This window comes from Streptomyces capparidis (genome assembly GCF_054782095.1).
Genome location: NZ_BAAGTD010000014.1, coordinates 1 through 26172, shown reverse-complemented (window position 1 = coordinate 26172; position 26172 = coordinate 1). Strand labels below are relative to the sequence as shown.

General features: G+C 73.5%; 28 protein-coding genes and 1 tRNA gene. 10 read left to right on the top strand and 19 right to left on the bottom strand.

Annotated features, from left to right (window positions below; translation table 11 throughout):
• The first annotated feature begins 148 nt into the window (after positions 1-148).
• A complete protein-coding gene (locus tag ACYVO2_RS13780; protein ID WP_461008141.1) occupies positions 149-1423 on the top strand; it encodes an SGNH/GDSL hydrolase family protein in 1275 nt (424 codons plus the stop codon).
• 42 nt (positions 1424-1465) lie between these two features.
• Here the strand turns inward: ACYVO2_RS13780 and bcp are convergent, their stop codons facing one another.
• A complete protein-coding gene (bcp, locus tag ACYVO2_RS13775; protein ID WP_461008039.1) occupies positions 1466-1933 on the bottom strand; it encodes a thioredoxin-dependent thiol peroxidase in 468 nt (155 codons plus the stop codon).
• 112 nt (positions 1934-2045) lie between these two features.
• Between bcp and ACYVO2_RS13770 the strand changes: the two genes are divergently transcribed.
• Both ACYVO2_RS13770 and ACYVO2_RS13765 read left to right on the top strand, forming a co-directional pair.
• Complete coding sequence (locus ACYVO2_RS13770; RefSeq protein WP_461008038.1) at positions 2046-2375, top strand: DUF3618 domain-containing protein; 330 nt, start codon at positions 2046-2048, stop codon at positions 2373-2375.
• Between the two features lie 154 nt (positions 2376-2529).
• Positions 2530-2832, top strand: a complete 303-nt coding sequence (locus ACYVO2_RS13765) for a GroES family chaperonin (protein ID WP_461008140.1) — start codon at positions 2530-2532, stop codon at positions 2830-2832.
• Positions 2833-2947: 115 nt separating this feature from the next.
• On the opposite strand, the gene ACYVO2_RS13760 is transcribed toward ACYVO2_RS13765, so the two are convergent.
• Positions 2948-5374 carry a transglycosylase domain-containing protein gene (locus ACYVO2_RS13760; RefSeq protein ID WP_461008037.1) on the bottom strand — a complete coding sequence of 809 codons (2427 nt, stop codon included), beginning with the start codon at positions 5372-5374 and terminating at the stop codon, positions 2948-2950.
• Between the two features lie 408 nt (positions 5375-5782).
• Between ACYVO2_RS13760 and ACYVO2_RS13755 the strand changes: the two genes are divergently transcribed.
• Genes ACYVO2_RS13755 through ACYVO2_RS13745 form a run of 3 tightly spaced genes read left to right on the top strand, consistent with a single transcriptional unit; the run spans position 5783 to position 8359 of the window.
• Entirely contained in the window at positions 5783-6583 is an 801-nt protein-coding gene (locus ACYVO2_RS13755; protein ID WP_461008036.1) for an ABC transporter permease, read from the top strand.
• Positions 6576-7388 (top strand): ABC transporter permease, encoded by an 813-nt coding sequence (locus tag ACYVO2_RS13750; protein ID WP_461008035.1) that lies wholly within the window; start codon positions 6576-6578, stop codon positions 7386-7388. The genes ACYVO2_RS13755 and ACYVO2_RS13750 overlap by 8 nt, the downstream gene beginning before the upstream one ends.
• Before the next feature lie 5 nt (positions 7389-7393).
• On the top strand, positions 7394-8359 hold the full coding sequence (locus ACYVO2_RS13745) for an ABC transporter ATP-binding protein (RefSeq protein ID WP_461008034.1): 966 nt from the start codon (positions 7394-7396) through the stop codon (positions 8357-8359).
• A gap of 181 nt (positions 8360-8540) precedes the next feature.
• Here ACYVO2_RS13745 and ACYVO2_RS13740 read toward each other — a convergent pair.
• The 5 genes from ACYVO2_RS13740 to ACYVO2_RS13720 all read right to left on the bottom strand — a co-directional run bounded on the left by ACYVO2_RS13740 (position 8541) and on the right by ACYVO2_RS13720 (position 10947).
• Positions 8541-8615, bottom strand: a tRNA-Leu gene (locus ACYVO2_RS13740).
• Between the two features lie 44 nt (positions 8616-8659).
• Positions 8660-9259: an RdgB/HAM1 family non-canonical purine NTP pyrophosphatase gene (rdgB, locus tag ACYVO2_RS13735; RefSeq protein WP_461008033.1), complete on the bottom strand. Its 600-nt coding sequence runs from the start codon at positions 9257-9259 to the stop codon at positions 8660-8662.
• A gap of 82 nt (positions 9260-9341) precedes the next feature.
• Entirely contained in the window at positions 9342-9749 is a 408-nt protein-coding gene (locus tag ACYVO2_RS13730) for a hypothetical protein (RefSeq protein WP_461008032.1), read from the bottom strand.
• A gap of 64 nt (positions 9750-9813) precedes the next feature.
• Positions 9814-10572: a ribonuclease PH gene (rph, locus tag ACYVO2_RS13725; protein ID WP_461008031.1), complete on the bottom strand. Its 759-nt coding sequence runs from the start codon at positions 10570-10572 to the stop codon at positions 9814-9816.
• Positions 10573-10713: 141 nt separating this feature from the next.
• The gene (locus ACYVO2_RS13720; protein ID WP_461008030.1) at positions 10714-10947 is read right to left on the bottom strand and encodes a glucose PTS transporter subunit EIIB; all 234 of its coding nucleotides are present in this window, start codon (positions 10945-10947) and stop codon (positions 10714-10716) included.
• Between the two features lie 313 nt (positions 10948-11260).
• Here ACYVO2_RS13720 and ACYVO2_RS13715 point away from each other — a divergent pair, with 313 nt between their 5' ends.
• Positions 11261-12490 (top strand): PTS transporter subunit EIIC, encoded by a 1230-nt coding sequence (locus ACYVO2_RS13715; protein ID WP_461008029.1) that lies wholly within the window; start codon positions 11261-11263, stop codon positions 12488-12490.
• Here ACYVO2_RS13715 and ACYVO2_RS13710 read toward each other — a convergent pair.
• The 8 genes from ACYVO2_RS13710 to clpS all read right to left on the bottom strand — a co-directional run bounded on the left by ACYVO2_RS13710 (position 12477) and on the right by clpS (position 18342).
• Positions 12477-13265 (bottom strand): MBL fold metallo-hydrolase, encoded by a 789-nt coding sequence (locus ACYVO2_RS13710; RefSeq protein WP_461008028.1) that lies wholly within the window; start codon positions 13263-13265, stop codon positions 12477-12479. The genes ACYVO2_RS13715 and ACYVO2_RS13710 overlap by 14 nt on opposite strands.
• Before the next feature lie 409 nt (positions 13266-13674).
• Complete coding sequence (locus ACYVO2_RS13705) at positions 13675-14625, bottom strand: PLP-dependent cysteine synthase family protein (RefSeq protein WP_461008027.1); 951 nt, start codon at positions 14623-14625, stop codon at positions 13675-13677.
• A gap of 3 nt (positions 14626-14628) precedes the next feature.
• Positions 14629-14901 (bottom strand): MoaD/ThiS family protein, encoded by a 273-nt coding sequence (locus ACYVO2_RS13700; protein ID WP_461008026.1) that lies wholly within the window; start codon positions 14899-14901, stop codon positions 14629-14631.
• A gap of 80 nt (positions 14902-14981) precedes the next feature.
• Positions 14982-15083: a putative leader peptide gene (locus tag ACYVO2_RS13695; RefSeq protein ID WP_461008025.1), complete on the bottom strand. Its 102-nt coding sequence runs from the start codon at positions 15081-15083 to the stop codon at positions 14982-14984.
• Between the two features lie 56 nt (positions 15084-15139).
• Positions 15140-15583, bottom strand: a complete 444-nt coding sequence (locus ACYVO2_RS13690; protein WP_461008024.1) for a M67 family metallopeptidase — start codon at positions 15581-15583, stop codon at positions 15140-15142.
• A 97-nt stretch (positions 15584-15680) separates the two neighbouring features.
• The gene (locus ACYVO2_RS13685; protein ID WP_461008023.1) at positions 15681-17141 is read right to left on the bottom strand and encodes an amino acid permease; all 1461 of its coding nucleotides are present in this window, start codon (positions 17139-17141) and stop codon (positions 15681-15683) included.
• A gap of 291 nt (positions 17142-17432) precedes the next feature.
• Positions 17433-18029, bottom strand: a complete 597-nt coding sequence (locus tag ACYVO2_RS13680; RefSeq protein WP_461008022.1) for a DUF2017 domain-containing protein — start codon at positions 18027-18029, stop codon at positions 17433-17435.
• A 1-nt stretch (position 18030) separates the two neighbouring features.
• A complete protein-coding gene (gene clpS / locus ACYVO2_RS13675; protein ID WP_461008021.1) occupies positions 18031-18342 on the bottom strand; it encodes an ATP-dependent Clp protease adapter ClpS in 312 nt (103 codons plus the stop codon).
• Between the two features lie 425 nt (positions 18343-18767).
• On the opposite strand from clpS, the gene ACYVO2_RS13670 reads away from it, so the two are divergent.
• Both ACYVO2_RS13670 and ACYVO2_RS13665 read left to right on the top strand, forming a co-directional pair.
• Positions 18768-20138, top strand: a complete 1371-nt coding sequence (locus tag ACYVO2_RS13670; RefSeq protein ID WP_461008020.1) for a nicotinate phosphoribosyltransferase — start codon at positions 18768-18770, stop codon at positions 20136-20138.
• A gap of 238 nt (positions 20139-20376) precedes the next feature.
• Positions 20377-20973, top strand: a complete 597-nt coding sequence (locus tag ACYVO2_RS13665) for an isochorismatase family protein (protein ID WP_461008019.1) — start codon at positions 20377-20379, stop codon at positions 20971-20973.
• Here ACYVO2_RS13665 and ACYVO2_RS13660 read toward each other — a convergent pair.
• Both ACYVO2_RS13660 and ACYVO2_RS13655 read right to left on the bottom strand, forming a co-directional pair.
• Positions 20970-21350: a hypothetical protein gene (locus tag ACYVO2_RS13660; protein ID WP_461008018.1), complete on the bottom strand. Its 381-nt coding sequence runs from the start codon at positions 21348-21350 to the stop codon at positions 20970-20972. The genes ACYVO2_RS13665 and ACYVO2_RS13660 overlap by 4 nt on opposite strands.
• Positions 21351-21544: 194 nt before the next feature.
• Positions 21545-23950 (bottom strand): immune inhibitor A domain-containing protein, encoded by a 2406-nt coding sequence (locus tag ACYVO2_RS13655; protein ID WP_461008017.1) that lies wholly within the window; start codon positions 23948-23950, stop codon positions 21545-21547.
• A 449-nt stretch (positions 23951-24399) separates the two neighbouring features.
• Here ACYVO2_RS13655 and ACYVO2_RS13650 point away from each other — a divergent pair, with 449 nt between their 5' ends.
• Complete coding sequence (locus tag ACYVO2_RS13650; protein WP_461008016.1) at positions 24400-24660, top strand: hypothetical protein; 261 nt, start codon at positions 24400-24402, stop codon at positions 24658-24660.
• 40 nt (positions 24661-24700) lie between these two features.
• Here the strand turns inward: ACYVO2_RS13650 and ACYVO2_RS13645 are convergent, their stop codons facing one another.
• Together ACYVO2_RS13645 and ACYVO2_RS13640 are read right to left on the bottom strand one after the other, a co-directional pair.
• Positions 24701-25369 carry an RDD family protein gene (locus ACYVO2_RS13645; RefSeq protein ID WP_461008015.1) on the bottom strand — a complete coding sequence of 223 codons (669 nt, stop codon included), beginning with the start codon at positions 25367-25369 and terminating at the stop codon, positions 24701-24703.
• A gap of 67 nt (positions 25370-25436) precedes the next feature.
• Positions 25437-26172: RDD family protein (locus ACYVO2_RS13640; RefSeq protein WP_461008014.1), on the bottom strand; the 736-nt coding region annotated here is incomplete at its 5' end.

Genomic DNA, 26172 nt, shown 5'->3' with positions numbered 1-26172 from the left:
GGCCCGGCCACTCGGGCGGCGGGGCGGCCCGCTCCGCCCCCTCGCCCCCGTGACGGGCCCGCCCTCGCGGACCGGCCCCGGACCGGACCGGCCGGTCCGAGGCAGGCGCCGGGGTGGCGGGCGGGGCGACGGGCGGGCGCTCGCGTCGCTGCTCGTGCTGGCCGCCGTGCTCGTGGCGGTGGGGTTCGTCGACATCGACCGCACCGACCCGGCGCCCACGGCCGCCGCCCCGGGCGCCGGTGCCGCGGCCGAGCCCGCCTCGGCGGGGCGGTGGGTGGGCACCTGGTCGGCGTCCCCCGCCGCCGCGGAGCCCGGCGTGCCGCGGGGCCTGCCCGGGGTGACGATCCGCAACGTGGTGCACGTCAGCGTCGGCGGCAGCGCCGCCCGGGTGCGCCTGTCCAACGCCTTCGGGGACCGGCCGCTGCGGCTGACCCGCGCCACCGTGGCGGTGGCCGCCGCCCCCAGCAGCCCCGCCGCGGCCGACGGCACGCTGCGCGAGCTGCGGTTCGGGCAGCGGCCCGGGGTGACCGTGCCGCCCGGCGGCGCCGTGGTCAGCGACCCGGTGGCGCTGCGCGTGCCGGCCGCCTCCGACCTGCTGGTCACCACGTACGCGGCCGAGCCGTCCGGCGCCGTCACCTACCACCCGTTCGCCCGCCAGACCTCCTATCTGGCCGCGGGCGACCACGCGGCCGACCCGCGCGGCGCCGCGTTCACCGAACGCACCCCGTACTGGCGGTACCTGTCCGGGGTGGACGTGTGGAGCGCGCAGGCGGAGGGCTCGGTGGTGGTCCTCGGCGACTCCATCACCGACGGCACGACCTCCGCCCCCAGCGCCAACTACCGGTGGACGGACTTCCTGGCCACCCGGCTGCTCACCACCCGCGGCGCGCCCCGCCTCGGCGTGCTCAACCAGGGCATCAGCGGCAACCGGGTGCTGCTCGACGCCCCTGCCCGCTCCCCCGCCAACGGCGTGAGCGGGCTGCGGCGCCTGGAGCGCGACGTGCTGTCCCGGCGGGACGCCTCGGCGCTGGTGGTGGTGCTCGGGATCAACGACATCCTCAAGGAGCCCCGGCAGACCGACCCGCGCCGCATCACCGAGGGGCTGCGGCGGATCACCGAGCGGGCGCGGGCGCGCGGGCTGCGGGTGGTCGGCGCCACCCTGATGCCGTTCCGCGGGCACCGCGGCTGGGGCCCGGGCGCCGAGGCGGTGCGGCAGGCGGTCAACGCCGAGATCCGCGCGGGCGGGGTGTTCGACGCCGTGGCCGACTTCGACCGGGCGCTGCGGGACCCCGGCCGGCCGGCGCGGCTGCACCCGCTGTACGACTCGGGCGACCACATCCACCCGAGCGACGCGGGGTACCGCGCCATGGCCGCCGCCTTCGACCTGGACGCCCTGCGCACCCCGGCGCCCGCCGCGCTGTGAGCCGCCCCGCTCCGGGCCGCCCCGCTCCGGGCCGCCAGGCCGTCAGACGCCCAGGTCCTTGATCAGCTTCGCCACGTGCCCCGTCGCCCGGACGTTGTACAGCGCCCGCTCGATCCTCCCGCCCTCGTCCACCACGAACGTGGAGCGGATCACGCCGGTGACCGTCCTGCCGTACATCGTCTTCTCGCCGAAGGCGCCGTACGCGGCCATGACCTCCTTGGACGGGTCGCCGACCAGCGTCACCCGCAGGCTCTCGGCCTCCCGGAACCTCGCGAGCTTCTCCGGCTTGTCCGGGGAGATCCCGACCACGTCGTAGCCCGCCTCGGCGAGCAGGTCGAGGTTGTCGGTGAAGTCGCACGCCTGCTTGGTGCAGCCCGGGGTGAGCGCCGCCGGGTAGAAGTACACGATCACCTTCCGGCCCGCGTAGTCGGCGAGCGAGACCTGCTTGCCGTCGGCGTCGGGAAGAGTGAACGCGGGCGCGGTGTCGCCGGGCGCGAGCCGTTCGCTCATGGGGGTGCTCCTTGTGGTTGCGCGCTACGGGTGCGCCACGAGCTTACGGGGCGGCGGTGACACGGGGAGGCGGCGCGCGGGCGGCGGGGCGGCAGGTGACAGACTGGTCCGCATGACTCAGGACGGGGAGACCAGGACACCCGCTCAGATCGAGGCGGACATCGAACGCAGGCGCAAGGAGCTGGCACTGACCCTCGACGAGATCGCCGCGCGGGTGAACCCGCAGACGATCAAGGACGGCGCCAGGGCACGGCTCACCTCGGCCGTGGACCGCACCGCGGGCCGCGCCTACGTCGCGGTGAACCGCGCCGTCACCGATGTGCGCGGCCAGTTGTTCACCGAGGACGGATCGCCCCGCATGGAGCGGATCGTCCCGGTGGCCGTGGCGACCGTGGCGCTGGTGGCACTGATGTCGGCGTCCAGGAACCGACGGCGGCGCTGAGGGGGGCGGGGCTTCCCGCTGTCCGGGGTACCCACGCGTCCCGTACCCGCCCGCGGCCGGGTAACGTCGTGGCGTGAGCTCTGAGACCACGCATGACACCGCCACGCGCCGCACCGGCCGGGAGGGCCTCGGCGGCGACAAGCTGCCCATCCGCATGCTGCACGACCGGGTGCTGGTGCGCACGGACATACCCGAGGGTGAGCGCCGTTCCACGGGCGGCATCCTGATCCCCGCGACCGCGGCCGTGGGCAAGCGGCTGGCCTGGGCCGAAGTGGTGGCCGTCGGCCAGAACGTGCGGACGGTCGAGCCCGGCGACCGGGTGCTGTTCGACCCGGAGGACCGCGCCGAGGTCGAGGTGCGGGGCGTCGACTACGTCCTGATGCGCGAGCGCGACCTGCACGCGGTGGCGGCGGAGCGGCTCCAGGGCGCCGAGGGTTCGACCGGCCTGTACCTGTAGCGGCCCGCACCCGGGGCGGCGCGCACCCAGGACGGCGCGGGGCGGGGGGGCGGGAGCCCGCGGGCTCCCGCCGTCCCGTCCGCCGCGCCCTGATCCGGCGCGCCCCGGCGCGCCGTCAGCCTCCGCCCGGCCCGCCGTCCGCCGCGCCGCCGTCCGCGGCTCCCCCGTCCACGGCCCCGCCGTCGGCCGCGCCCCCGTCGGCCGCGCCTCCGTCCACGGCCCCGCCGTCCGCGGCGCCTCCGTCGGCGGCACCTCCGTCCGCCGCGCCGCCTCCGCCGTTCACGGCTCCCCCGTCCGCGGCACCTCCGTCGGCACTCCCGCCGCCGTCCGCCGCGCCGCCTCCGCCGTTCACGGCCCCGCCGTCCGCGGCGCCCCCGTCGGCGCTCCCGCCGCCGGGCGTCTCACCGCCGGAGGGCGGGGGCGAGCCGGACGCGCCGGTGTCCGGCGGGGAGGACGCGCCGCCGCCCGTGGTGCCGCCGGTGCCGCCGCCGGCGGGGTCGGGCACCTGGCTCACCGGGGGCGGCACGTACCGGTCGCCGCCGGTCTCCAGGTCGAAGTCCTTCACGGGCTCGCCGCGCAGCGCCTCGGTCATGTAGGCGGTCCAGATCTCGGCGGGGAAGCCGCCGCCGTTGATCCGGGGCAGCCCGGCCGCCCAGTACAGCGGCTCCTGGCTGTACGGCGGGTCGGGGTCCTGGCCGAGCACGTTCACCACCGTCGCCAACTGCGGCGTGTACGCGGCGAACCAGGCGGCCTTGTCCTCCTCCGCGGTGCCGGTCTTGCCCGCGGCCGGGCGGCCCAGCGCGGCGGCGGCGGCTCCGGTGCCGCCCGGGCCGCTGACCACGCCGCGGAGCACCTCGGTGGTGCGGTCGGCGGCCTCGCGGCTGATGACCCGCTTCTCCTTGTGCTCCGGCAGGTCGATCTCCTTGCCGTCCTTGGTTATCTTCGCCACCAGCCACGGGTCGATCCGCTCGCCGTGGTTGGCGAAGGCGGCGTACACCCCGGCCATGTCCAGCGCGCTCGGGGTCGCGGTGCCGAGCGACATCGCCGGGCCGGTCTGGAGGTTCGCCTCCTTCTCGGGCACGCCGAGGGCGACGGCGGTGTCCTTCACCTTCTCGGTGCCGACGTCCTGCGCCATCTGGCCGTACACGGTGTTGACCGAGCGGTTCATGGCCTGGGCGACGGTGACCGGGCCGTAGTTGACGTCGTCCTCGTTCTCCGGGGCGAACAGCGGCACGACGGGCTGCCCGTCGCGGTCCACCACCGGGCGCTCGCTGTCGCCGTCGTAGACCGTGTTCGAGGTGATGGGCTGCCCGCCGACGGTGGTGGCGTCGTTGTCGAAGGCCGAGGCGAGCACGATGGGCTTGAACACCGAGCCGACCTGGTAGTCGCGGCGGGTGGCGTTGTTCACGTACTGCTTGAGGTAGTCCACGCCGCCGTACATGGCGACCACCTTGCCGGTGCCCGGCTCCACCGAGGCGCCGCCGGCCCGCACATAGCGGTCCACCTTCCGCCGGTCGCTGAGCTTGTCCATCAGTCGCTTCTCGACCGCCTCGACGAACGCCTCCTGCTTCTTGCGGTCGATGGTGGTGGTGATGCGGTACCCGCCGGCGTCGAGCTGCTGGGCGTCGAGGATGTCCTCGTCCTTCAGGTACTGCTTGACCGCCTCCAGCAGGTAGCCGTCCTGCCCGGCAAGGCTGGTGGGCGGCTTGACCGGGTCCGGGGTGGGGAACTTCTGCCGGTCCCGCTCGGCCCGGGTCAGCCAGCCCTCCTTCACCATGCCGTCCAGGACGTAGTCCCAGCGGGCCTCGGCGCGGTCCTTGTACTCCGGGTTGGTGACCACGTCGTAGAGGCTGGGCGCGTTCAGCAGCGCGGCCAGGTAGGCGCCCTCGGCGACGGTCAGCTCGCTCGCGTCCTTGTTGTAGTAGGCGTGCGAGGCGGCCTGGATGCCGTAGGCGGCGCGGCCGTAGTAGCTGGTGTTGAGGTAGCCCTCCAGGATCTCGTCCTTGGTGGTCTCCCGGTCCAGCTTGATGGCGATGAAGAACTCCTTGGTCTTCCGCGAGACCGTCGCCTTCTGGTTGAGGTAGTAGTTCTTCACGTACTGCTGGGTGATGGTGGAGCCGCCCTGCTTCTCGCCGCCGCGCACGGTGTTCCACGCGGCGCGGCCCATGGCGAGCGGGTTGACCGCGGACTCGGAGTAGAAGTCGCGGTCCTCGGCGGCCAGCACGGCCCGCTGGACGTGCCGCGGCACCTCGCTGAGCGGGATGTTCTCCCGGTTGACCTGACCGGTGCGGGCGATCTCGGTGCCGTCGCTGTAGAGGTAGATGGTGCTCTGCTTCTTCGCGGCGGCGTTGGCGGGCGGTATGTCCACGATCATGTAGCCCACGGCGAACGCGCCGATGCACAGCGCGAGGAAGGAGAACGTGCCGACCAGCACCATGCGCCAAGTCGGCAGCGCGCGGCGCCAGCCGGTGCGCTTCGGGCGCCCGGCCCCGCCGCCGCCCTCCGGGCCGGCTCCGCTGCTCTTGTTCGGCTCGTCGCTCATACCTGTACTGACTCCTCGGCGGCGGCCGAAGGTTGTGCTTCCGGTGTGACCGCCCCGGGCTGCCGCACGACTCTTCCGGGTGACACCGGCCGGGGCTCTTCCCCGGAGGCGAGGGCGGCCCCGCGACGGGACCTCCGCGCCTTTATGCAGGCCACCCGCCCAGTGTGCCCGATACGGAGATGAACCCCCGGTAAACGCCCCACCCTCGGGGACGGGGAAAAACGCCTCGCCACAGCGGGGACCGGGCGACTAGGCTCCTGCGCTTTGTGACAGCTCCGTGACGTGGGCGGGCCTTGATCGTGACGGTCCGCCGCCGCGGGCTGCCCGCGCGCGGGGCCGGGAAGGGGCGGCGGCCCCCGAGCCGCGCGGCGGGGACGGGGCGGGGCGAGGGGAAGGGAGGGATCGGCCGTGGGGCTCTGGCTCGCGGTGGGCAGGCACCAGTTCCGGCGGTACGCGACCTACCGGGCGGCCACGGCGGCGGGCGTCTTCACCAACACCGTGTTCGGGTTCGTGGTGTCGTACACCTATCTGGCGCTGTGGGACGAGCGGCCCTCGCTCGGCGGCTACGGCCCCGAGCAGGCGGTCACCTACGTGTGGCTGGGCCAGTCGCTGCTCGCGACGTGCGCGCTGCTCGGCGGCGGCTTCGAGCAGGAGCTCGCCGAGCGGATCAGGACGGGGGACATCGCCATCGACCTGTACCGGCCCGCGGACCTCCAGTTGTGGTGGCTGGCGGGCGACCTCGGGCGGGCGGCGTTCCACTTCCTCGGCCGGGGCCTGGTGCCCGCCACCGCGGGGGCGCTGGCCTTCCCGCTGGTGGCACCGGGGTCCTGGCTGACCGTGGCGTGCTTCCTGCTGTCGGTGCTGCTCGCCGTGGTGGTCAGCTTCGGCCTGCGGTTCCTGGTGGGCCTGTCCGCGTTCTGGCTGCTGGACTCGGCCGGCGTCACCCAGCTCGCCACGTTCGCCGGGATCTTCTTCTCCGGGATGCTGCTGCCGCTGACGCTGTTCCCCGGGTGGCTCGGCGAGTGCGCCCGGCTGCTGCCGTGGGCGGCGCTGCTCCAGGTGCCGGCGGACGTCTACCTGGAGCGGCACACCGGCGGCGCCCTGGCCGGGGCGCTGGCTTTCCAGGCGGGCTGGGCGGTGGCGCTGCTGGCGGCGGGGCGGCTGATGACGCGGTTCGCCACCCGCAAGGTGGTGGTGCAGGGTGGGTGATCTCGTCTGGGGGGTGCGCGCCTACGCGCTGCTGGTGGGGATGTGGATCCGCTCCACCATGACCTACCGCGCCTCCTTCGCCGTGCTGACCGTCGGCCAGTTCGTGGGCTCGGGCCTGGACTTCGTGGCGATTGCGCTGATGTTCTCGCACACCCCGCGCCTGGGCGGCTTCGACCTCGCCGAGGTGGCGTTCCTCTACGGCACCTCCGGGGTGGCGCTCGGCATCGCCGACCTGCTGATCGGCAGCACCGACCGGCTCGGGCAGCGGGTGCGGGACGGGTCGTTCGACGTGCTGCTGGTGCGGCCCGTGCCGGTGCTGGCGCAGATGGCGGCGGACCGGTTCGCGCTGCGGCGGGTGGGGCGGATCACCCAGGCGGGGGCGGTGCTCGTGTGGTCGCTCACCGCGGTGGACGTGGCGTGGACCTGGGAGAAGGTGCTGCTGGTGCCGTCGATGCTGCTCTGCGGGGCGGTGATCTTCGGGGCGGTGTTCGTGCTCGGCGCGGCGTTCCAGTTCCTGGCGTCGGACGCGGCCGAGGTGCAGAACGCGTTCCTGTACGGCGGCAACACCCTCACGCAGTACCCGCCGACGGTGTTCGCCAAGGAGCTGGTGCGCGGGGTGACGTTCCTCGTCCCGCTCGCCTTCGTCAACTGGATGCCCGCGCTGCACGTGCTGGGCAGGCCCGACCCGCTGGGTCTGCCCGAGGCGTTCGACTACGCCGCACCCGCGGTGGCGCTGGCCATGGGCGCGCTCGCGGGGCTGGCCTGGCGGGCGGGCCTGCGCGGTTACCGGAGCACAGGGAGCTGACAGGGATGGACGAGCCGCTGATCGTGGCGCGGGACGTGGTCAAGACGTTCACCGTGCGCCGCCGGGCGGGCCGGCTGCGGCGGGAGCGGACGCAGGTGCGGGCGGTGGACGGCATCGGCTTCACCGTGCGGCGCGGGGAGATGGTCGGGTACATCGGGCCGAACGGCGCGGGCAAGTCCACCACCATCAAGATGCTGACGGGCATCCTGGTGCCGTCCTCGGGCACGCTGCGGGTGGCCGGCCTCGACCCGTCGCGGGAGCGCAACCGGCTGGCCCGGCGGATCGGGGTGGTGTTCGGGCAGCGCACCACGCTGTGGTGGGACCTGCCGCTGCGGGACTCCTACGGCCTGATCCGGCGCATGTACCGGATCCCGCCCGCCCGCTACCGGGAGAACCTCGACCGGTGCACGGAGCTGCTCGACCTCGGGCCGCTGCTGGACGTGCCGGTCCGTCAGCTCTCGCTGGGCCAGCGGATGCGCGGCGACATCGCGGCGGCGCTGCTGCACGACCCTGAGGTGCTGTACCTGGACGAGCCGACGATCGGGCTCGACGTGGTCAGCAAGGCGAAGGTGCGGGAGTTCCTGCGGACGGTCAACGCCGAGCACGGCACCACGGTGCTGCTGACCACCCACGACATGTCCGACATGGAGCAGCTCTGCACCCGGGTGATGGTGATCGACCACGGGCGCCTGGTGCACGACGGGGGCCTGGAGGCGCTGCACCTGGACGGCGGCAGCGAGCGCACCCTGGTGGTGGACCTGGCGCGGGAGCTGCCGCCGATCGCGCTGCCGGGCACCCGCACGGTGCGGGTGGAGGGGCCCCGCCAGTGGCTGGCGTTCCCCGCCGCGGCCAGCGCCGCGCCGCTGGTGGCCGCGCTCGCGGCGGAGTACCCGCTGGAGGACCTGTCGATCCGCGAGCCCGCGATCGAGGAGGTGATCGCCCGGCTGTACGCGAGCCGGGGCCGGACTTGAGCAGGGCCGGGGCGCAGCCCCGGCGGGACGCAGGGACGCGGCCGGGGCGGGGTCCGGGGGCGCAGCCCCCGGTGGGGGTCCAGGAGGCGAAGTCCCCTGGCCTCCGGAGGACCACCCACCCCCACACCCTTGCGAGGAGCCCCGCCACGTGAACGGCGCGCGCCCGCCGGAGGCGGAACCGTGGGGCCGACGAGATTCGAACTCGCACTGCGCAGGACCTAAACCTGCTGCCTCCTGCCAGTTGGGCTACGGCCCCCGCGCCCACCTTACCCGGCGGGCGCCGCCCGCCGCAGTGCGCCGTCAGCCCACCAGCTCCCGCACCGCGGGCACCAGCTCCCGGAACGCCTTGCCCCGGTGGCTGATGGCGTTCTTCTCCTCGGGGGAGAGCTCGGCGCAGGTGCGGCTCTCCCCCAGCGGCTGGAGGATCGGGTCGTAGCCGAAGCCGCCGGCGCCGGCGGGCTCGCGGCGCAGCACGCCCTCCAGCCTGCCCTCCACGACCCGCTCGGTGCCGTCGGGCAGGGCCAGGGCGGCGGCGCAGGCGAAGTGGGCGCCGCGGTGGGCGTCGGGGATGTCGGCGAGCTGGGCCAGCAGCAGCTCCAGGTTGGCCCGGTCGTCGCCGTGGCGGCCGCTCCAGCGGGCGGAGAGGATCCCGGGGGCGCCGCCGAGCACGTCCACGCACAGCCCGGAGTCGTCGGCGACGGCGGGCAGGCCGGTGGCCTCCGCCAAGGCGCGCGCCTTGATCAGCGCGTTCTCGGCGAAGGTGACACCAGTCTCGGGGACGTCGGGGACGTCGGGGTACTCGGCCGCGCCGACGAGCTCGTGGCCGAGCCCCGCGTCGGCGAGGATGGCGCGCAGCTCGGCGACCTTGTGGACGTTGCGGGTGGCGAGCACCAGGCGCATGGGTCTCCTCGGGGGTGTGGGTGCCGGTTCGGGGCAGCCGGTCACCGGGCGCCCCGCGTGCGGCCGGCCGGCCCCCGCCGCCTCAGCCGGGGGCGCAGACCTTGGCCAGTTCCGCGGTGGCGTCGGCGACCGGCGTGGCCGAGGGTACCCGGCCGTCCTCCAGGGCCTGCCTGGTGTCGGTGACCTGCGTGGCAAGGTTGTCCACCGCCTTGCGCACATCGGCGTTGTCGGTGCGCTCGCCGAGCTTGTCGAGGTCGCGGTCGATCTCGTTCAGCGCGTCGATGGCGCCCTGCGGATCGCTGTCCGCGTTGGCCATGGCGTCGGTGAACTGCTGGGTGTCGGCGCTGATGTCCACGGCGAGCTGGCCGCAGTCGAGGGCCTTGTCGACGGCCTCGCAGGCCGTGGTGAACGACAGCACGACGGCCGCCGCCGCGGTGGCGGCGAGGAGGGACGCGGTGCGGCGCGGACGCGGCCTTGCGGTTCTGCGCATTCCGCTCCTTTCGGGTCTGCCCGAGGGCTGCTTTGCTTTCGCTTTACCCAACGGGCGGCGCCCGCTACGCGTTCCCGGACTCCAGCGCGGCCCGCTGGACCGCGTCCAGGCCGGCGCATCCCGCGACCGCGAGGTCGAGCAGCGCGTCCAGCTCGGCGCGGGCGAAGGGCTCGCCCTCGGCGGTGCCCTGCACCTCCACGAACCGCCCGTCGCCGGTGCACACCACGTTCATGTCGGTCTCGGCGCGCACGTCCTCCTCGTAGGCGAGGTCGAGCAGGGGGACGCCGCCGACGATGCCCACGCTGACCGCGCTGACCGAGCCGGTGAGCGGCTGCGCCTTCGCCTTGACCAGCTTCCGCTCGCGCATCCAGGCCACCGCGTCGGCGAGCGCGACGTAGGCGCCGGTGATCGCGGCCGTGCGGGTGCCGCCGTCGGCCTGGAGGACGTCGCAGTCCAGGACGACGGTGTTCTCGCCCAGCGCCCGGTAGTCGATGACGGCGCGCAGGGAGCGCCCGATGAGCCGGGAGATCTCGTGGGTGCGCCCGCCGATCCGGCCGCGCACGGCCTCGCGGTCGCCGCGGGTGTTGGTGGCGCGGGGCAGCATGGAGTACTCGGCGGTGACCCAGCCCTCGCCGCTGCCCTTGCGCCAGCGCGGCACGCCCTCGGTGACGCTGGCGGTGCAGAAGACCTTGGTGTCGCCGAAGGAGATCAGCACCGATCCCTCGGCGTGCTTGCTCCACGCCCGCTCGACGGTGACGGGGCGGAGCTGGTCGGGGGCGCGGCCGTCGGCGCGGGCCGCCGGTGCGGGCTGGTTCGCAAGCATGCCGCCGACCTTATCCGCAACGGCGCCCCGGGCACCCCCCGGACGGCGGCTCTCACCCGTCCGGTGAACCCGCCCGGCGGACGGCGCGGAGCCGCGGTGCGGGCGGGGCGGCGGCGGGCGCCGCCCCGGGGCCCGCGAGGGTCACATCATGTCTTCGATGTCGGCCGCGATCGGGTCGGCCTCGGTGCCGACGACGACCTGGATGGCGGTGCCCATCCGCACCACGCCGTGCGCGCCCGCGGCCTTCAGCGCGGCGTCGTCCACCAGCGAGGCGTCGGCCACGTCGACGCGCAGCCGGGTGATGCAGCCCTCGATCTCGACGATGTTCTCGATGCCGCCGAGCCCCGCAACGATCTTCTCCGCCTTGCCGGCCATGCTCAACTCCCTGTTCCCGGACGTTCCCGGGCGTATCCGGTCGCACTGGTCTACACCAATATATCGTCGCGGGGCAACCGGCGCGGCCCCCGGGCGCACCGCGGGCGGGCCGGGGGCGCACCGCGGCGGGGCCGCCCGGCGGGCCGGGCGCGGCCCGCACGGAGCCGGAGGTTCCGTAAGCACCGGCGACCGTGTTATACAACTGGTTCGCAACCAGGTGGTGTAGACCACTGGTCGTCAGATACCACAGGACGCCGCTGTCCCCAGGCCCCCCGCTCCAGGCTCCCCCGGCGTCCCCGCAAGGAGGAACGTCATGACCACGGCCACCGCCCCCGCGCCCGCGGGCAAGCGCTGGGGCTCCGCCCTGCTCCAAGGACTCCAGAAGATCGGCCGCAGCCTTCAGCTCCCCATCGCCGTCCTGCCCGCGGCCGGCCTGCTGGTGGGCCTCGGCCAGGACGGGGTGCTCGGCAAGGACGGCCTGGGCTGGGACAAGGTGGCCGAGGTCTGCGCGAGCGCGGGCGGCGCCCTGCTCGACGGCTCGTTCGCCCTGCCGCTGCTGTTCTGCATCGGCGTGGCCATCGGCTTCGCCAAGAAGGCCGACGGCTCCACCGCGCTCGCCGCCGTCGCCGGCTACCTGGTCTTCCACAAGGTGCTCGAGGTCTTCCCGGACGACGCGGGCGAGCCGCAGAACCCGAGCGTGCTCGGCGGCATCGTCATCGGCCTGATCGCCGCCGTGGTCTGGCAGCGCTACCACCGCACCCGGCTGGTGGAGTGGCTCGGCTTCTTCAACGGCCGCCGCCTGGTGCCCATCCTCATGGCCTTCATCGGCACCGCGCTCGGCGTGCTGTTCGGCCTGGCCTGGGAGCCCGTCGGCGACGCCATCTCCTCCGCGAGCGACGGCCTGATCGGGCTCGGCCCGGTGGGCGCGGGCATCTTCGGCACCGTCAACCGCGCCCTGATCCCCGTCGGCATGCACCAGTTCGTGAACACCTTCGCCTGGTTCGAGGCGGGCTCCTTCACCGACGCCTCGGGCGAGGTGGTCAAGGGCGACCTCACCCGGTTCCTGGCGGGCGACCCCGAGGCCGGGATGTTCATGAGCGGCTTCTTCCCGATCATGATGTTCGCGCTCCCGGCCGCCGCGCTCGCCATCGCGCACTGCGCCAGGCCCGAGCGCCGCAAGGCCGTCACCGGCATGATGATGTCGTTCGCGCTGACCTCGTTCGTGACGGGCGTCACCGAGCCGATCGAGTTCGCGTTCATGTTCATCGCGCCGGTGCTCTACGCCCTGCACGCGGTGCTGACCGGCCTGTCGCTCGCGGTGACCTGGGCGCTGGACGTCCACACCGGGTTCAGCTTCTCCGCCGGGCTGATCGACTTCCTGGTGAACTGGCACCTGGGCAGCAGGCAGTGGCTGATCATCCCGATCGGCCTGGTCTTCGCGGCCGTGTACTACGTCACGTTCCGCTTCGTGATCATCAAGTTCGACCTGCCCACCCCGGGCCGGGAGCCCGAGGAGGAGATCGAGGACATCACCAGGGCGTGAGGGACCGCCGCCGGTCCTGACCGCCCACCTCGTAGACGGCGCCGCACCTGGCGACCTCGGCGGGCCCCGCGAAGGCCTCCCGGGCGTCCGCCAGGTTGCGGCCCGCGTCCGTCCACGGCGGGATGTGGGTGAGCACCAGCCGGGACGCCCCGGCGCGGGACGCGAGCTCGCCCGCCTCCCTGCCGTTGAGGTGCAGCTCGGGGATGTCCTCCTTGCCGAAGGTGAACGACGCCTCGCACAGGAACAGGTCGGTGTCGCGGGCCAGGTCCACCAGCGCGTCGCACGGCCCGGTGTCCCCGGAGTACGCCAGCGCGCCGCCGCCGTGCTCGACCCGGAACCCGAACGCCTCCACCGGGTGGCTGACCCGCTCGGCCCGCACCGTGAACGGGCCCACGTCGAAGGTGCCGGGGCGCAGCGTGCGGAAGTCGTACACCTCGCGCATCGCGGTGTCCTTCGGCAGGTCGCCGTAGGCGCTGCACAGCCGCTCCTCGGTGCCCTCCGGCCCGTACACCGGCAGCCGCCCGGCGGGCCCGCCCTCCTGGCGGTAGTAGCGGACCACCCAGTAGGCGCACATGTCGATGCAGTGGTCGGCGTGCAGATGGCTGAGCAGCACCGCGTCCAGGTCGTACAGCCCGCAGTGGCGCTGGAGCTCGCCGAGGGCGCCGTTGCCCATGTCGATCAGCAGCCGGAAGCCGTCGGCCTCGACGAGATAGCTCGAGCAGGGCGAGTCCACGGCAGGAAACGACCCGGCGCAGCCGACGACGGTGAGCTTCATGTGCAGGAACCTCCAGCGGTGGTCCGGGGGGCCTTGCCAGGTCGCGGACGGTGGCACCCGGGCGCCCGCGCGCCACCGAGCGCCCGGTCCGTGCCGCGGTGGGGGTGCGCGGCCGCCGGGTCGGCGGATGACGGCGGGGGCGGGCCGCCATGTCAGACGAGGGTAAGCCGCCGGAAGCCGGACGCCGATGTTCCGGGTCGCCGTTGTGGGCCGAATCACCCGGGTGCCCTGCTGGGGGGCGGGGCGGGAGGGGAGAGAAGGGCTCCGGGAGTCCGGACGGGGCCCGGGGGACGGAGACCCGGGGGACGGAGCATCCGGTGGGGGGCAGGGGCTTCGGCCCCTTCGCCCCGGGAGGGCCGCCCCCACCGGCACCGGTCCTGCGGGGGTCAGCCCCTCGGCAGGGCCCGGCTCACGCCCACAACTGCCCGTGCAGCGCCTTGACCGCCGCCTCGGTGGTCTCCGCGGTGTAGATCCCGGTGGACAGGTACTTCCATCCGCCGTCCGCCACGACGAAGACGATGTCGGCGCGCTCCCCCGCCCGCTCGGCCTTGCGGGCCACGCCCAGCGCCGCGTGCAGGGCGGCTCCGGTGGAGACGCCGGCGAAGATGCCCTCCTGCCGGAGCAGCTCCCTGGTGCGGCGCACCGCGTCCTCGGAGCCCACCGAGTAGCGGCTGGTGAGCACCGAGGCGTCGTACAGCTCGGGCACGAAGCCCTCGTCCAGGTTGCGCAGCCCGTACACCAGGTCGTCGTAGCGGGGCTCGGCGGCCACGATCGCCACGCCTGGGACGTGCTCGCGCAGGTAGCGGCCCACGCCCATCAGGGTGCCCGTGGTGCCCAGGCCCGCCACGAAGTGGGTGACGGTCGGCAGGTCGGCGAGGATCTCCGGGCCGGTGCCCGCGTAGTGCGCCTCGACGTTCGCCGGGTTGCCGTACTGGTAGAGCATGACCCAGTCCGGGTGCTCCGCGGCCAGTTGCTTGGCGACCCGCACCGCGGTGTTGGAGCCGCCCGCCGCCGGGGAGGAGATGATCTCGGCGCCCCACATCCGCAGCAGCTCGCGCCGCTCCTCGCTGGTGTTCTCCGGCATCACGCAGACGATCCGGTAACCCTTGAGCCGGGCCGCCATGGCCAGCGAGATGCCGGTGTTGCCCGAGGTCGGCTCCAAGATGGTGCAGCCCGGGGTGAGCCGCCCCTCCTGCTCGGCCCGCTCGATCATGCGCAGCGCCGGGCGGTCCTTGACCGAGCCGGTGGGGTTGCGGTCCTCCAGCTTGGCCCACACGCCGACCTCGGCGGACGGGGACAGGCTGGTCAGCCGCACCAGCGGGGTGTTGCCGACCGCGGCGAGCGGCGATTCGTAGCGCATCGCTCAGCCGCCCGCGACCGCGGGGAGGATCGTGACGTTGTCGCCGTCGGCCAGACCGGTGGAGATGCCCTCCAGGAAGCGGACGTCCTCGTCGTTGAGGTAGACGTTGACGAAGCGGCGCAGCTCCCCGCCCTCGACCAGGCGCTCGCGGATGCCGGGGTGGCGGGTCTCGAGGTCGTCGAAGAGCTCGGAGAGCGTGCTGCCGGTGCCCTCCACCGCCTTCGCGCCGTCGGTGTAGGTGCGCAGGATGGTCGGGATGCGGACCTCGATGGCCATGGCTTGGGTGCTCCTGGAGGTGAGGAAGTCGTCATAAGGAACGGGAGGACTGTGCGCGCGCCGCGCCGCGGCGCCCGGCCTCAGCGACACATCGCGCTGGCGAGGCGGCACAGGTCGACGTGCAGGCGCGCCACGAGCAGCGGGGCCCTGCCGTTGTCATCACTCACGTCGGGGGAACACATGGGGTCATGTTATCGATTCCCGAGGGGGGTTCCCGGAGCCCCGTCTCGCGATGTGGTCAGGCCGGATAGGCGTCCACCACGGTCACCGGCTCCTCCGTGACCACGCCGTCCACGATGCGGAACGAGCGGAACTGGAACGGCCCCTCGCCGACGGCCCGACGGCCGCCGCACTCGGCCGTGGAGACCAGCACGTAGTGGGCCCCGGGCTCGTTGGCGTAGGCGATGTCGGTGCGGGAGGGATACGCCTCGGTGGCGGTGTGCGAGTGGTAGATGACGACGGGTTCCTCGTCGCGGTCGTCCAGCTCGCGGTAGAGCTTGAGCAGGTCGGCGGAGTCGAACTCGTAGAAGGTGGGCGAGCGGGCGGCGTTCAGCATGGGGATGTGCCGCTCGGGCCGGTCGCTGCCCGCGGGTCCGGCGATCACTCCGCACGCCTCGTCCGGGTGGTCCGCTCGCGCGTGGGCGACTATGGCGTCGTGCAGGGCCCGGGTGATGGTCAGCATGCGGAACAGGATAAGACGGCCCTGCGGACCGGCCCCAGGGGGCCGGTCCGCAGGGTGGACGGCTCGGCGGGCGCGCTCGGCCCGGCGGGCGGGGCGCTCAGCCCTTGGCGAGCGGCACGGCCGCCGCGTCCGCGCTCTCGCCGTCGGACGGCGGCACATGGGCCTTGGGCGCGAACGCCTCCGGGTTGCGCCGGCGCAGGTACAGGAAGCCGGCGCCGAGCACCGCGAACCACACCGGGGCGCCGTACAGCGCGATGCGCGCGTCCTCGTCGAGGCCGATGAGGACGAAGACCAGGCCGAGGAACGCCAGCGCGAACCAGCTCGTCCACGGGGCGCCCGGGGCCTTGAACCAGGCCTCGGCGGCCCGCCCGGCGCGCACGGCGGCGCGGTAGCGGATGTGCGAGATCAGGATCATCGACCACGTCCACACGCCGGCGACGGTGGCGAAGGCGGTGATGTACTTGAACGCGCCCTCGGGGTCCACGTAGTTGATCCACACGCCGATGCCCATCAGCGCCATCGACACCAGGATGCCGGTGGCCGGGGTCTGCCGGGAGTTGAGGCGGGTGAACAGCTTCGGGCCCTGGCCGTTGAGCGCCAGGTCGCGCAGCATGCGGCCGGTGGAGTACATGCCGGAGTTGCAGGACGACAGGGCGGCGGTGAGCACCACGAAGTTCACGATGCCGGCGCCCGCGGGGATGCCGATCTTGGCGAACGCGGCCACGAACGGGCTCACGCCGGGCTCGAACTCCGTCCAGCTCACCACGGACAGGATCACGACCAGCGCGCCGACGTAGAAGATGCCGATGCGCCACGGCAGGGTGTTGATCGCCCTGGGCAGCGTCTCGCGCGGGTTCTCCGCCTCGCCCGCGGTGACGCCGACGAGCTCCACGGCCAGGTAGGCGAACATCACGATCTGGAGCGTCATCAGCGACTTGCCGACGCCGGTCGGGAACATGCCGCCGTCGGACCACAGGTGGGTGAAGGAGGCGGTGTCGCCCGCGTCGGACACGCCGAGGATGACCACGCCGAGACCGATGAGGATCATGCCGATGATCGCGGTGACCTTGATCATCGAGAACCAGAACTCGACCTCGCCGAAGAGCTTCACCGAGATCAGGTTGGCGGCGAAGAGCACCACGAGGAAGATCGCGGCGGAGATCCACTGGTCGATGTCGGGCCACCAGTAGTGGATGTAGGTGGCGGCGGCGGTGACCTCGGCCATGCCGGTGACCACCCACATCAGCCAGTAGGTCCAGCCGGTGACGAAGCCGAAGAACGGGCTGATGAACTCGCGCGCGTAGTCGGCGAACGAGCCGGAGACGGGGCGGTACGTCAGCAGCTCGCCGAGCGCCCGCATGATGAAGAAGATGATCACGCCGGCGATGGCGTACATCAGGATCAGGCTGGGGCCGGCCTCGGAGATGGCCGTGCCCGCGCCGAGGAAGAGCCCGGTGCCGATGGCGCCGCCGATCGCGATCATCTGGATCTGACGGCTGCCGAGACCCCGCTGGTAGCCCTCCTCAGGGGCGGCGTCGCGTTCGGTCCGCTGGTCCATGGGTGAGTGCCCTTCGTCCTGTGTTCCGATCGGGGATTCCTACCACGGAGAGCGACGAAGTAGTTGTGAACTGCGCCACGCAGATCACCATGCGGACGCGTCAAAACGGGACGAAAGGCAGCAAAGGTTCGGTTGGATCGTTATACGAACACGGAATCTCTACGTCCGCCGACACGTCGGTAACTCAGAGCAACCTCAAATCCGTGTGAAGATCACCTGTCGCGGACCCGGACGGGAGGTGTCCGGCGCGGGCCGGGAGGCGGCGCCGGGGCGGCCGGCCGGGGGCGGCGGTCAGGGGGACGGCGGGAGCAGGGTCTCCACGAGCGACTCCTGGAGGCCGCCCAGCCACAGGTACGCCAGCACCATCGGCTTGCGCGGGTCGGAGTCCGGCAGCCGGTACAGCTCGTCCGACTCCTCCTCGGTGACCTCCAGCCGGGTGCCGATGGTCAGCCGCAGGTCGTTCAGGGCGCCCAGCCAGCGCCTGCACTCCTCGGCGTCCAGCACCAGCACCGCGCCGCCGCTGCCGGCCGCGGACAGCCGGTCCAGACTGCGGACCACCGCCAGGGCGTCGTCGCGCTTGCGGGCCCGCAGGTCGTTCTCGGTGAACCGGCGGAACTCCGCGGACGCCGCGTCCGCCTCCGGGTCGTCCGGCCGCTCCGGGTCGCGGTAGGCGTCCGGGAACAGCCGCGCCAGCGCCGGGTCCTTCGGCGGGCTGCTCGGGCCCTCCGCGAGCAGCGCCGCCAGCGGGTCGCCGCCCTCCTCCTCGACCGGCCCGGGGCCGATCAGCTCCATCAACTGCACGGCGAGGCTGCGCAGGATCGAGATCTCCACCTCGTCGAGGGCGATCGCCGCGCCGCCGCCGGCCGCCGCCTGGAAGTGCCCCGCCACGTCAGCGGTCCTGCTGGAGGGTCGCCCACAGGCCGTAGCCGTGCATCGCCTGCACGTCGCGCTCCATCTCCTCGCGGGAGCCGCTGGAGACCACGGCGCGGCCCTTGTGGTGGACGTCGAGCATGAGCTTCTCCGCCTTGGGCTTGGGGTACCCGAAGTACGTCTGGAACACGTACGTCACATAGCTCATGAGGTTGACCGGGTCGTTGTGGACGATCGTCACCCAGGGCACATCCGGACTGGGGGCCTCGAACGGTGCCTCCCGCGACTCGGTGCTCTCGGTCTCCATGGGCGCGACACTCACACTGCCCATGCTGCCATGGGCTCCGCCTGCTCCGTGAATGGGCTCCTCGGAAGGCGTTTGGTTGCGTTGGGGAGGTGGTCTTCCGAATGGTCGGGGCCTCGGGGCGGGGGGTGAGGGGTAAGGGGCCCTGACCGGAGGTGGGGGTTTCGAGGTGGGCGTGGGTTTGCGAGGAGGCCGAGGGCTTGCGAGGAGGGCGGGGGTTTGCGAGGAGGGCGGAAGTATGCGAGGAGGCAAGCCGGGGGGTAGAGGCCGGGAGCTTGCGAGGAGGTGAGCCTGGCGGCTGGGAAGAGGCCGGGGCGGTTGCGAGGAGGTGGGCCGGGCGGTTGGGAGAGGCCGGGGACTCGCGAGGAGGTGCCACCCCCGGGAGACCCGCCCGGAGCCGGGCCCACCCCCATTTCGTCAGAGTGACGAGTATTCCGAGTACCATCGAACGCATGGACTCCCAGGGCTTCGAACTCAACCACACCCGCGGACGCGAGACGGCCACCGCGCTGGGGCTGCCGGTGCTCGTCCCGTCCACCGCGCTGTTCACCGACCGCTACGAGCTGACCATGCTCCAGGCCGCCCTCCGCAGCGGCGCCGCCGAGCGGCGGTCCGTCTTCGAGGTGTTCACCCGCCGCCTGCCCGAGGGCCGCCGCTACGGGGTGGTGGGCGGCACCGGGCGGGTGCTGGACGCGGTGGAGAACTTCCGGTTCGACGACGCGGTGCTGTCGTTCCTGTCCAGCGAGCGCGTCGTGGACGAGGACACCGTCCGCTGGCTGGAGGACTTCCGGTTCCGCGGCGACATCCTCGGCTACCCCGAGGGCGAGGTGTACTTCCCCGGCTCGCCGATCATGCGGGTGGAGAGCACCTTCGCGGAGGCGGTGCTGCTGGAGACGGTGATCCTGTCGATCCTCAACCACGACTCGGCGATCGCCGCCGCCGCCTCCCGGATGGCCGTCGCCGCGGGCGGGCGGCCGCTGATGGAGATGGGCGCCCGCCGCACCCACGAGCTGGCCGCGGTGGCCTGCTCGCGGGCCGCCTACGTCGGCGGGTTCGCCAGCACCTCGAACCTGGCCGCGGGCTTCAGGTACGGCATCCCGACCATCGGGACCAGCGCCCACGCGTTCACCCTGCTGCACGACAGCGAGCGGGAGGCGTTCACCGCGCAGGTGGAGACGCTGGGCCACGGCACGACGCTGCTGGTGGACACCTACGACGTGGCCGAGGCGGTGCGCGCCGCCGTGGAGGTGGCCGGGACCGGTCTGGGCGCGGTGCGGATCGACTCGGGCGACCTGCTGCTGCTCGCCCACCGGGTGCGCCAGCAGTTGGACGGCCTGGGGGCGCGGGACACCCGGATCATCGTCACCAGCGACCTGGACGAGTACGCGATCGCCTCGCTGGCCGCGGCCCCCGTGGACGCCTACGGGGTCGGCACCCAGTTGGTGACGGGCAGCGGCCACCCGACGGCGTCGATGGTGTACAAGCTGGTGGCGCGGGCCAGGACCCCGGGGCGGGACGCGCCGCTCGAGCCCGTCGCGAAGAAGTCGATGGGCGCCAAGGGCAGCGCGGGGGGGCGCAAGTGGGCGGCCAGGCGCCTGGACGCGGACGGGGTGGCCGAGGCGGAGGTCGTCGGCACCGGCCCCGTCCCGCCGGAGCTGGCCGACCGGCAACTGCTGGTGCCGCTGGTGCTCGCCGGGGAGGCGGTGGGCCGGGAGCCGCTGGACGCGGCACGTGAGCGGCATGTGCGGGCCCGCGCCGGCCTGCCCATGTCGGCGACGATGCTGTCCCGCGGCGAGCCGGTGCTCCCCACGGAGACGGCGTGATCCCGCCGGGCCGCGCCGGAGCGCCGCGCTCCGGCGGTGTGCCGTCCTGCTCGGGCGGTGCCCCGCGAGCACCGTACGGCTGCGCGAGTGCCCCCTCCCGTGCGCCCGTTGCACTCTCTAACCTCGGTGACGTGCGGGCAGCGTCCTCGCCCGGCACCCGCGACGGCCCGCCGCCGGCCGGTCCGCCGCGCCCCCGCGCGCTCCACGCGCTCCTCCTCCCTCGACGTAAGGACGCACCATGCACCGGGCACTGATCGTCATCGACGTCCAGAACGACTTCTGCGAAGGCGGCAGCCTCGCCGTCGCCGGCGGGGCCGAGGTGGCGGCCGCCATCACCGACCTGGTGGCCGAGTCGGCCGCGGGCTACGCGCACGTCGTCGCCACGCGCGACCGGCACATAGACCCGGGACCGCACTTCTCCGACCGGCCCGACTACGTGGACTCCTGGCCCCCGCACTGCGTGGCGGGCACCGAGGGGGTCGGCTTCCACCCGAACTTCGCGCCCTCGGTGACCTCCGGCGCGGTGGAGGCGGTGTTCGACAAGGGCGCCTACACGGCGGCGTACAGCGGCTTCGAGGGCCTGGACGAGAACGGGGTCCGGCTCGCCGACTGGCTGCGCGACCGGCGCGTGGCCGAGGTGGACATCGTGGGCATCGCCACCGACCACTGTGTGCGCGCCACCGCCCTCGACGCGGTCCGCGAGGGCTTCACCACCCAGGTGCTGCTCGATCTGACGGCCGGGGTGGCCCGCCCGACGACCGAGCGGGCGCTCACCGAGATGCGCGACGCGGGCGTGAAGCTGTCCGGGCACCCCCTGCTGGCGGACGACCTCTAAGGGCGGATCCCCTCCGGCCCCGCCGGGCGGTCCGCCGGCCGGAACAGGGCGCTCACCGGGCGCCACAGCACCGTCTCCGCCGCGTCCGCGGGGCGCCACAGCAGGCCCTGCGGGTGGTGCAGCACCGCGCTGACCTCGTCCAGGGTGGGCGGGGCGGTGTTGCCGCGCAGGTGCACCGAGCGGAAGCCGAGGTTGCGCAGCCGGGTCAGGGCGCGCTGGCGGTTGGCGGCGTGCACCAGCACCCGCACCCGCGGCGGGTCCCCCTCGGGGCCCTCCCGGTGCCAGGAAGGGCCCGCGGGGTGCGGCAGGTGCAGCGCCACGATCACCGTGCGGTCGGGCAGCCGGACGAAGCCTCCCCCGGTTCCTCCCGTCGCCATCGCGCTCCCTCCGGGGCCGGCCGCGCCCTTGGCGGGGCCGCGGCGCGGGGACGGTTCCTCCCACGCCATGATCACCCCGGCGGCGCGGCCACGCCACCGGATCGGGGGAACCGCGGCCGGGCGCGCGGCGGCCCCGCGGGCCGAGTGCCCGCGGGGCCGCCGTGAGGCCGTCCCGCATCAGGAGACGCGGTCGCTCACTTGGTGGACTTGCTCACCTTGATCTTCATCGTCGGGGAGTGGAACGGCGTCTCCGAGACGATGCTGATCCTGGTGTTGGTGTCCGGCACCTTCACGCTCGCGTACGGGGTCTCCGGCGACCAGTACGTGCCCTTGCGGTCGTCGAACACCGGCACGCCGGCCTGCGGCCGCACCTTGGTCGGCACGCCGTTCCTGTGCAGGGTGAACCCGTCCGTCGGGTACCAACTGAACGTCGCGTCGAACGCCTGGATGCGGGTGCGCATGTAGGTGCCGTCGCTCCACTTCAGCGGCTTGGCGCCGTGGGCGTCCACCGGCAGGATCAGGCCCTCGCCCGGGTGGTTGCCGACGTCGTTGTCCGACTGGGAGGTGTCCCACAGCGAGATCAGCAGGCCGTTCTGGTACGGGAAGCGCTCCACCCAGTCCGGCTTGTTCGCGGCGTCCCCGACGTTGTACGGGCCGGTGCGCAGCACCCGGTCGTAGGAGACGTACTGCCGGTTCTCCGCGATGTAGTACTGCGCGTACTCCTTGGTGAAGCCCTCGCCGATGCGGGAGAAGCCGTTCGCGGTCCACCCGGCGTCGTCGGTCTCGGCGCCGTCGGTGAACAGCGCCGCGCCGTCGGCCGTCACGCTGATGGCGTCGGCGGCGAAGCCCTTCAGGGTCAGGCTGCTGTCGGTCTGGTACCGGAAGCGCAGGTCGATCTTCTGGCCCGCGTAGGCGCTCAGCGGGAACGCCAGGTCGGTGTACGGGCTCTCGCCGGTCAGCGCCGGGGTGCCGCCGCCGTCGCGGGGCAGGGCCTGGCCGCCGGCCGTGCCGTCGAGCGCGGTCCAGGTGGCGCCGCCGTCGGTGGACACCTCGGTGTAGAGGTAGTCGTACCCGTCCTCGATCTCGTACCAGCCCTTGAGCCGCAGCGCGGCGTCGGACTTGCCGGTGAGGTCCACGCTGCGGGTGAGGGTGTTGCGCAGGCTGTCGCCCTGGCCGCTCCACCACTGCTTGGCGCCCTCGGCGGGCGTGGCGATGGTGGTGGTGACGGGCTTCTTGGGCAGCTCGACCACCAGGGCCTGGGGGTTGGCGGTGTTGTACTCGGCCACGCCCAGGGTGTGGGTGGAGTCGGTCGCCGCCTTGGCCGTCTCGAAGTCCAGCCAGCCGAGCTGGAGCTTGTCCCAGGCGGACATGTCGCCCGGCATCGAGCCGATGTCGGTGGTGCCGTCGCTCAGCCAGGAGCCGCCGGACATCAGCGTCCAGAAGGCGGAGGAGTTCTCGCCGACGTACGTGGTGTCGTAGTGGTCGGGCAGGCCCAGGTCGTGGCCGTACTCGTGGGCGAACACGCCGAGGCCGCCGTTCTCCGGCTGGAGGGTGTAGTCGCCCACCCACAGGCCGGTGCCGCCGATCTCGGCGCCGCCGAGGCGGTTGCCCTCGGGGCCGGTGCGGCCCGCGTCGGTGACGTAGGCGTACCAGCGGTGCGCCCACAGCGCGTCGGTGCCCTGCTGGCCGCCGCCGGCCGACTCGTCCTCGCCGGCGTGCACGATCTGGAAGTGGTCGATGTAGCCGTCGCGCTCGTTGAAGTTGCCGTCGCCGTCGAAGTCGTAGCGGTCCCACTCGTCGTACGCGGCGAGGTCCGCCCGGATCTCGGCGTCGGTGCGGCCCGCGGCCCGCTGGTCGGCGACCCACTGGTTGGCGCCGTCGCGCACCAGGTCCCAGGCGTTGCGGCAGGTGCTGCCGCCGCACCAGTTGGAGCCGTAGCGGGCCTCGTTGTACTCGACCTTCACCCAGTCGGAGACCACTCCGTCCACGGAGTAGCGGCCCGAGGACTGCTTCTCGTAGTACGTGGCGACCGAGGACTCGCCCTCCTTGGCGAAGTACAGGTCCTCGTAGTGCTTCCGGTCGAAGTCCGGCTGCCAGATCGTGGTGTTGTCCTTGCTCCGATCCGGCTCGGGTATCTGGTTGTGCGCGGGTCCCGGGCTGCCGCCGTACTTGACGACGGGCGGCTGCGGCCCGGAGCCGTCGGGGTCGTGCATGGTGGAGGTGTCCACCTTGTCGCCGAACTCGACCAGGATGGTGAAGATCTTGTCGGTCTTCTCCCGGTCCAGCTCGACGTACTTGTTCTTGCCGAGCCGCAGGCTCTTCGAGGCACCGCGCTGCTTGATGTCGGCCTCACCGGAGACCAGTTGCTTGATGGCCTCCTGGCGCTTGGCGTTCTCCCGCTCGGTGAGCGGTCCCGGCAGGTTGTGCGCGTGCTTGTCCGGGCCGCTGTCCCGCGCCCGCTCCACCGCCGGCGCGCCGCTGCTCGGCGCACCCGACGGGGTGCCCGAGGCGAACGCCGTCCCGGGCAGTGCGGCGGCCCCCAGGGCAGCCGCCAGGGCTGCCGCCGCCACCACGGGTCTGATCTTGCGTTGGCTGCTCAATGACCCCACGTCCTCCGCTTCGACGGACCGCCGGGCGGCACCGACCCCGCCCGCTCGGCACAGGGCGCCCATTCGATCGAAGCGGGGGACGAAAAGACAGTCCTTGTTTTGAACACACCAACTCCGGTACGGTGAGCGGTCCTCGGTGTGCGACTACCGGACACCCCGGTCCCGTCCGGGCACGTCGGCCGGAGCACCCGAGCGTGGTGCGAGTGGCGTACGAGGGGACGACATACGCGCCATCCAGAGTGACAGTCACACTGTCTTGTTGTGTGTTTGCCTGATGATGCGACCGCTGAACGCTTCCGTGCGCCCCTTCTGACGCACGGTGCGTCAGTTGGCGCTTACCGGGCGTTCCATGAGGGCATCTCCCCCCGTAGAGTCTTGGTAACGGCGCAGCCATGTGGCCATGACCGCATTCCCCCTCGCTCTGAAGGACGGAGCACGCCATGACGCGTCCGACCCCCGCTCGGATGGCCGGCGGCACGGCCACGGTGGTCCTGTTCACCCTCGCCGTGCTGCTGCTGGCCGAGGTCACCCACACCGCCGCGGTGACCCTGGTCTGCCTGGCGGGCCTGGCCCTCGGCACCTGCGTCACCCTGGCGGGCACTCCCGTCAGGCGGACCCGCCGCGCTCCCGAACCCGGCCGTCCACTGGTGCGCACGGCGGGCGCCGAGCGGAGTCTGAGCGAGAGCTCCTCCGTCCGCTAGCGCCCCGCCCCGCCGGCCGCGGGGCGCACCGGGCGGGGGCTCACCTGGCGGAGACCACCACGGTTCTGGCCGCCTTGTCGTGCAGGCACTGCCGGTACGGCTTGTCCCCCAGGTGCCACACCACGTTCACCAGCCAGAACAGCGAACCGCAGCACGGCACGACGTTCGGCAGCGAGTAGACGGCCGCCCGGGCCCAGGCGGCCTGCGAGGTGGGCACCGAGCCGTTCTCCAGCATCGCCACCCGGATGCCCAGGGCCATCTTGCCGACGGTCTGCCCGCTCCTGGCGTACATCACCGCCTCGTAGACGAGGTACACCAGCACCCCGAGCAGGCTGCCGCCCCAGTCCGCCGAGCCGTCCCTGTTCTCGTCCGTCCAGTCCACCAGGCCGACCGCCCACAGCACCACCGCCACGGGCACACCCACGAGCAGGCTGTCCAGGACGCGGGCGCCCAGCCGGCGCCAACTGCCGGCCAGCGGGGGCATCCCGCGCAGCCGGGGGTCGGCGGCGCCGTGGTCGTAGGGGACGCCGCCGCCCGGCTCCCCGCCGTGGGGAGGCGGGTGCGGCGGGGACTCGGGGTGGGGGTGGGCGCCCCCGTACTCCGGCGGGGGCGGCGGCTGGGGGCCGGGCTCACCGGGGGGCTTGCGGAAGGGGTCCGCTTCCTCGTCCCGCCCCGGCCCCTCGTCCGGCGGCGGCTGCTGGGTGCTCATGTAGGAAGGGAAACACCGCGGGTTCCGGCCCGCCTCCGGGCGCGGCCCGTTGGAGGGACGGCGGCGGTCAGCCCGGGCCGTCCGCCCCCACGAACGTCCGCGCCGCCTTGTCGTGCCAGCACTGCCGCCACGGCCGGTCGAACAGGCACCACAGCACGCCGAGCACGCCCACCACGAGCAGCCCGAGCACCTGGTAGGTCAGCCACCGGCGCACCGCCTGCCCGAACGTGGGGGTGTCGTGGCCCTCGATGTCCAGCACCCGCACCCCCACCAGCTTCTTGCCGAGCGTGCGGCCCCACCGGGCGGTGGGCAGCGCCTCCAGCAGGAACCCGGCGAGCAGCACCGCGGCGAGGAAGGCGCCGAGGTAGGCGCCGGTGGTGCCGTCGATCAGCCAGACCCGGACGGTCTCGCCGGTCATCCTGGCCTCGTCGATCTTGTCCTGCACGTGCTCGACTGCGGGCAGCACCAGCGGCACCGCCGCCCCGGCCATGACCGCGCCGAGCAGCACCGAGTCCACGATCCTGGCCAGCAGACGGCGGCCCAGCGAGGACGGGCGGGACTCCTGGGCGGAGGCGAGGAACGGGTTGCTCGGCGGCGGGCGCCAGGCCAGGGCGTTGTCGCCGAACGTGGTGCCGACGACATGGCCCGTCTCCCCCGGCGGGACCGGCAGGGACGGGGCGGCCGGCTCCGCCAGGCGCTGCACCCGCTGCGGCCACGGCACGGCGGCGGGGGCGGGGGCGGGGGCGGGGCCGGGGGCGGGGGCGGGCCCGGCGGGGGCGGGCGACGCGGGGGCGGGCGGGGAG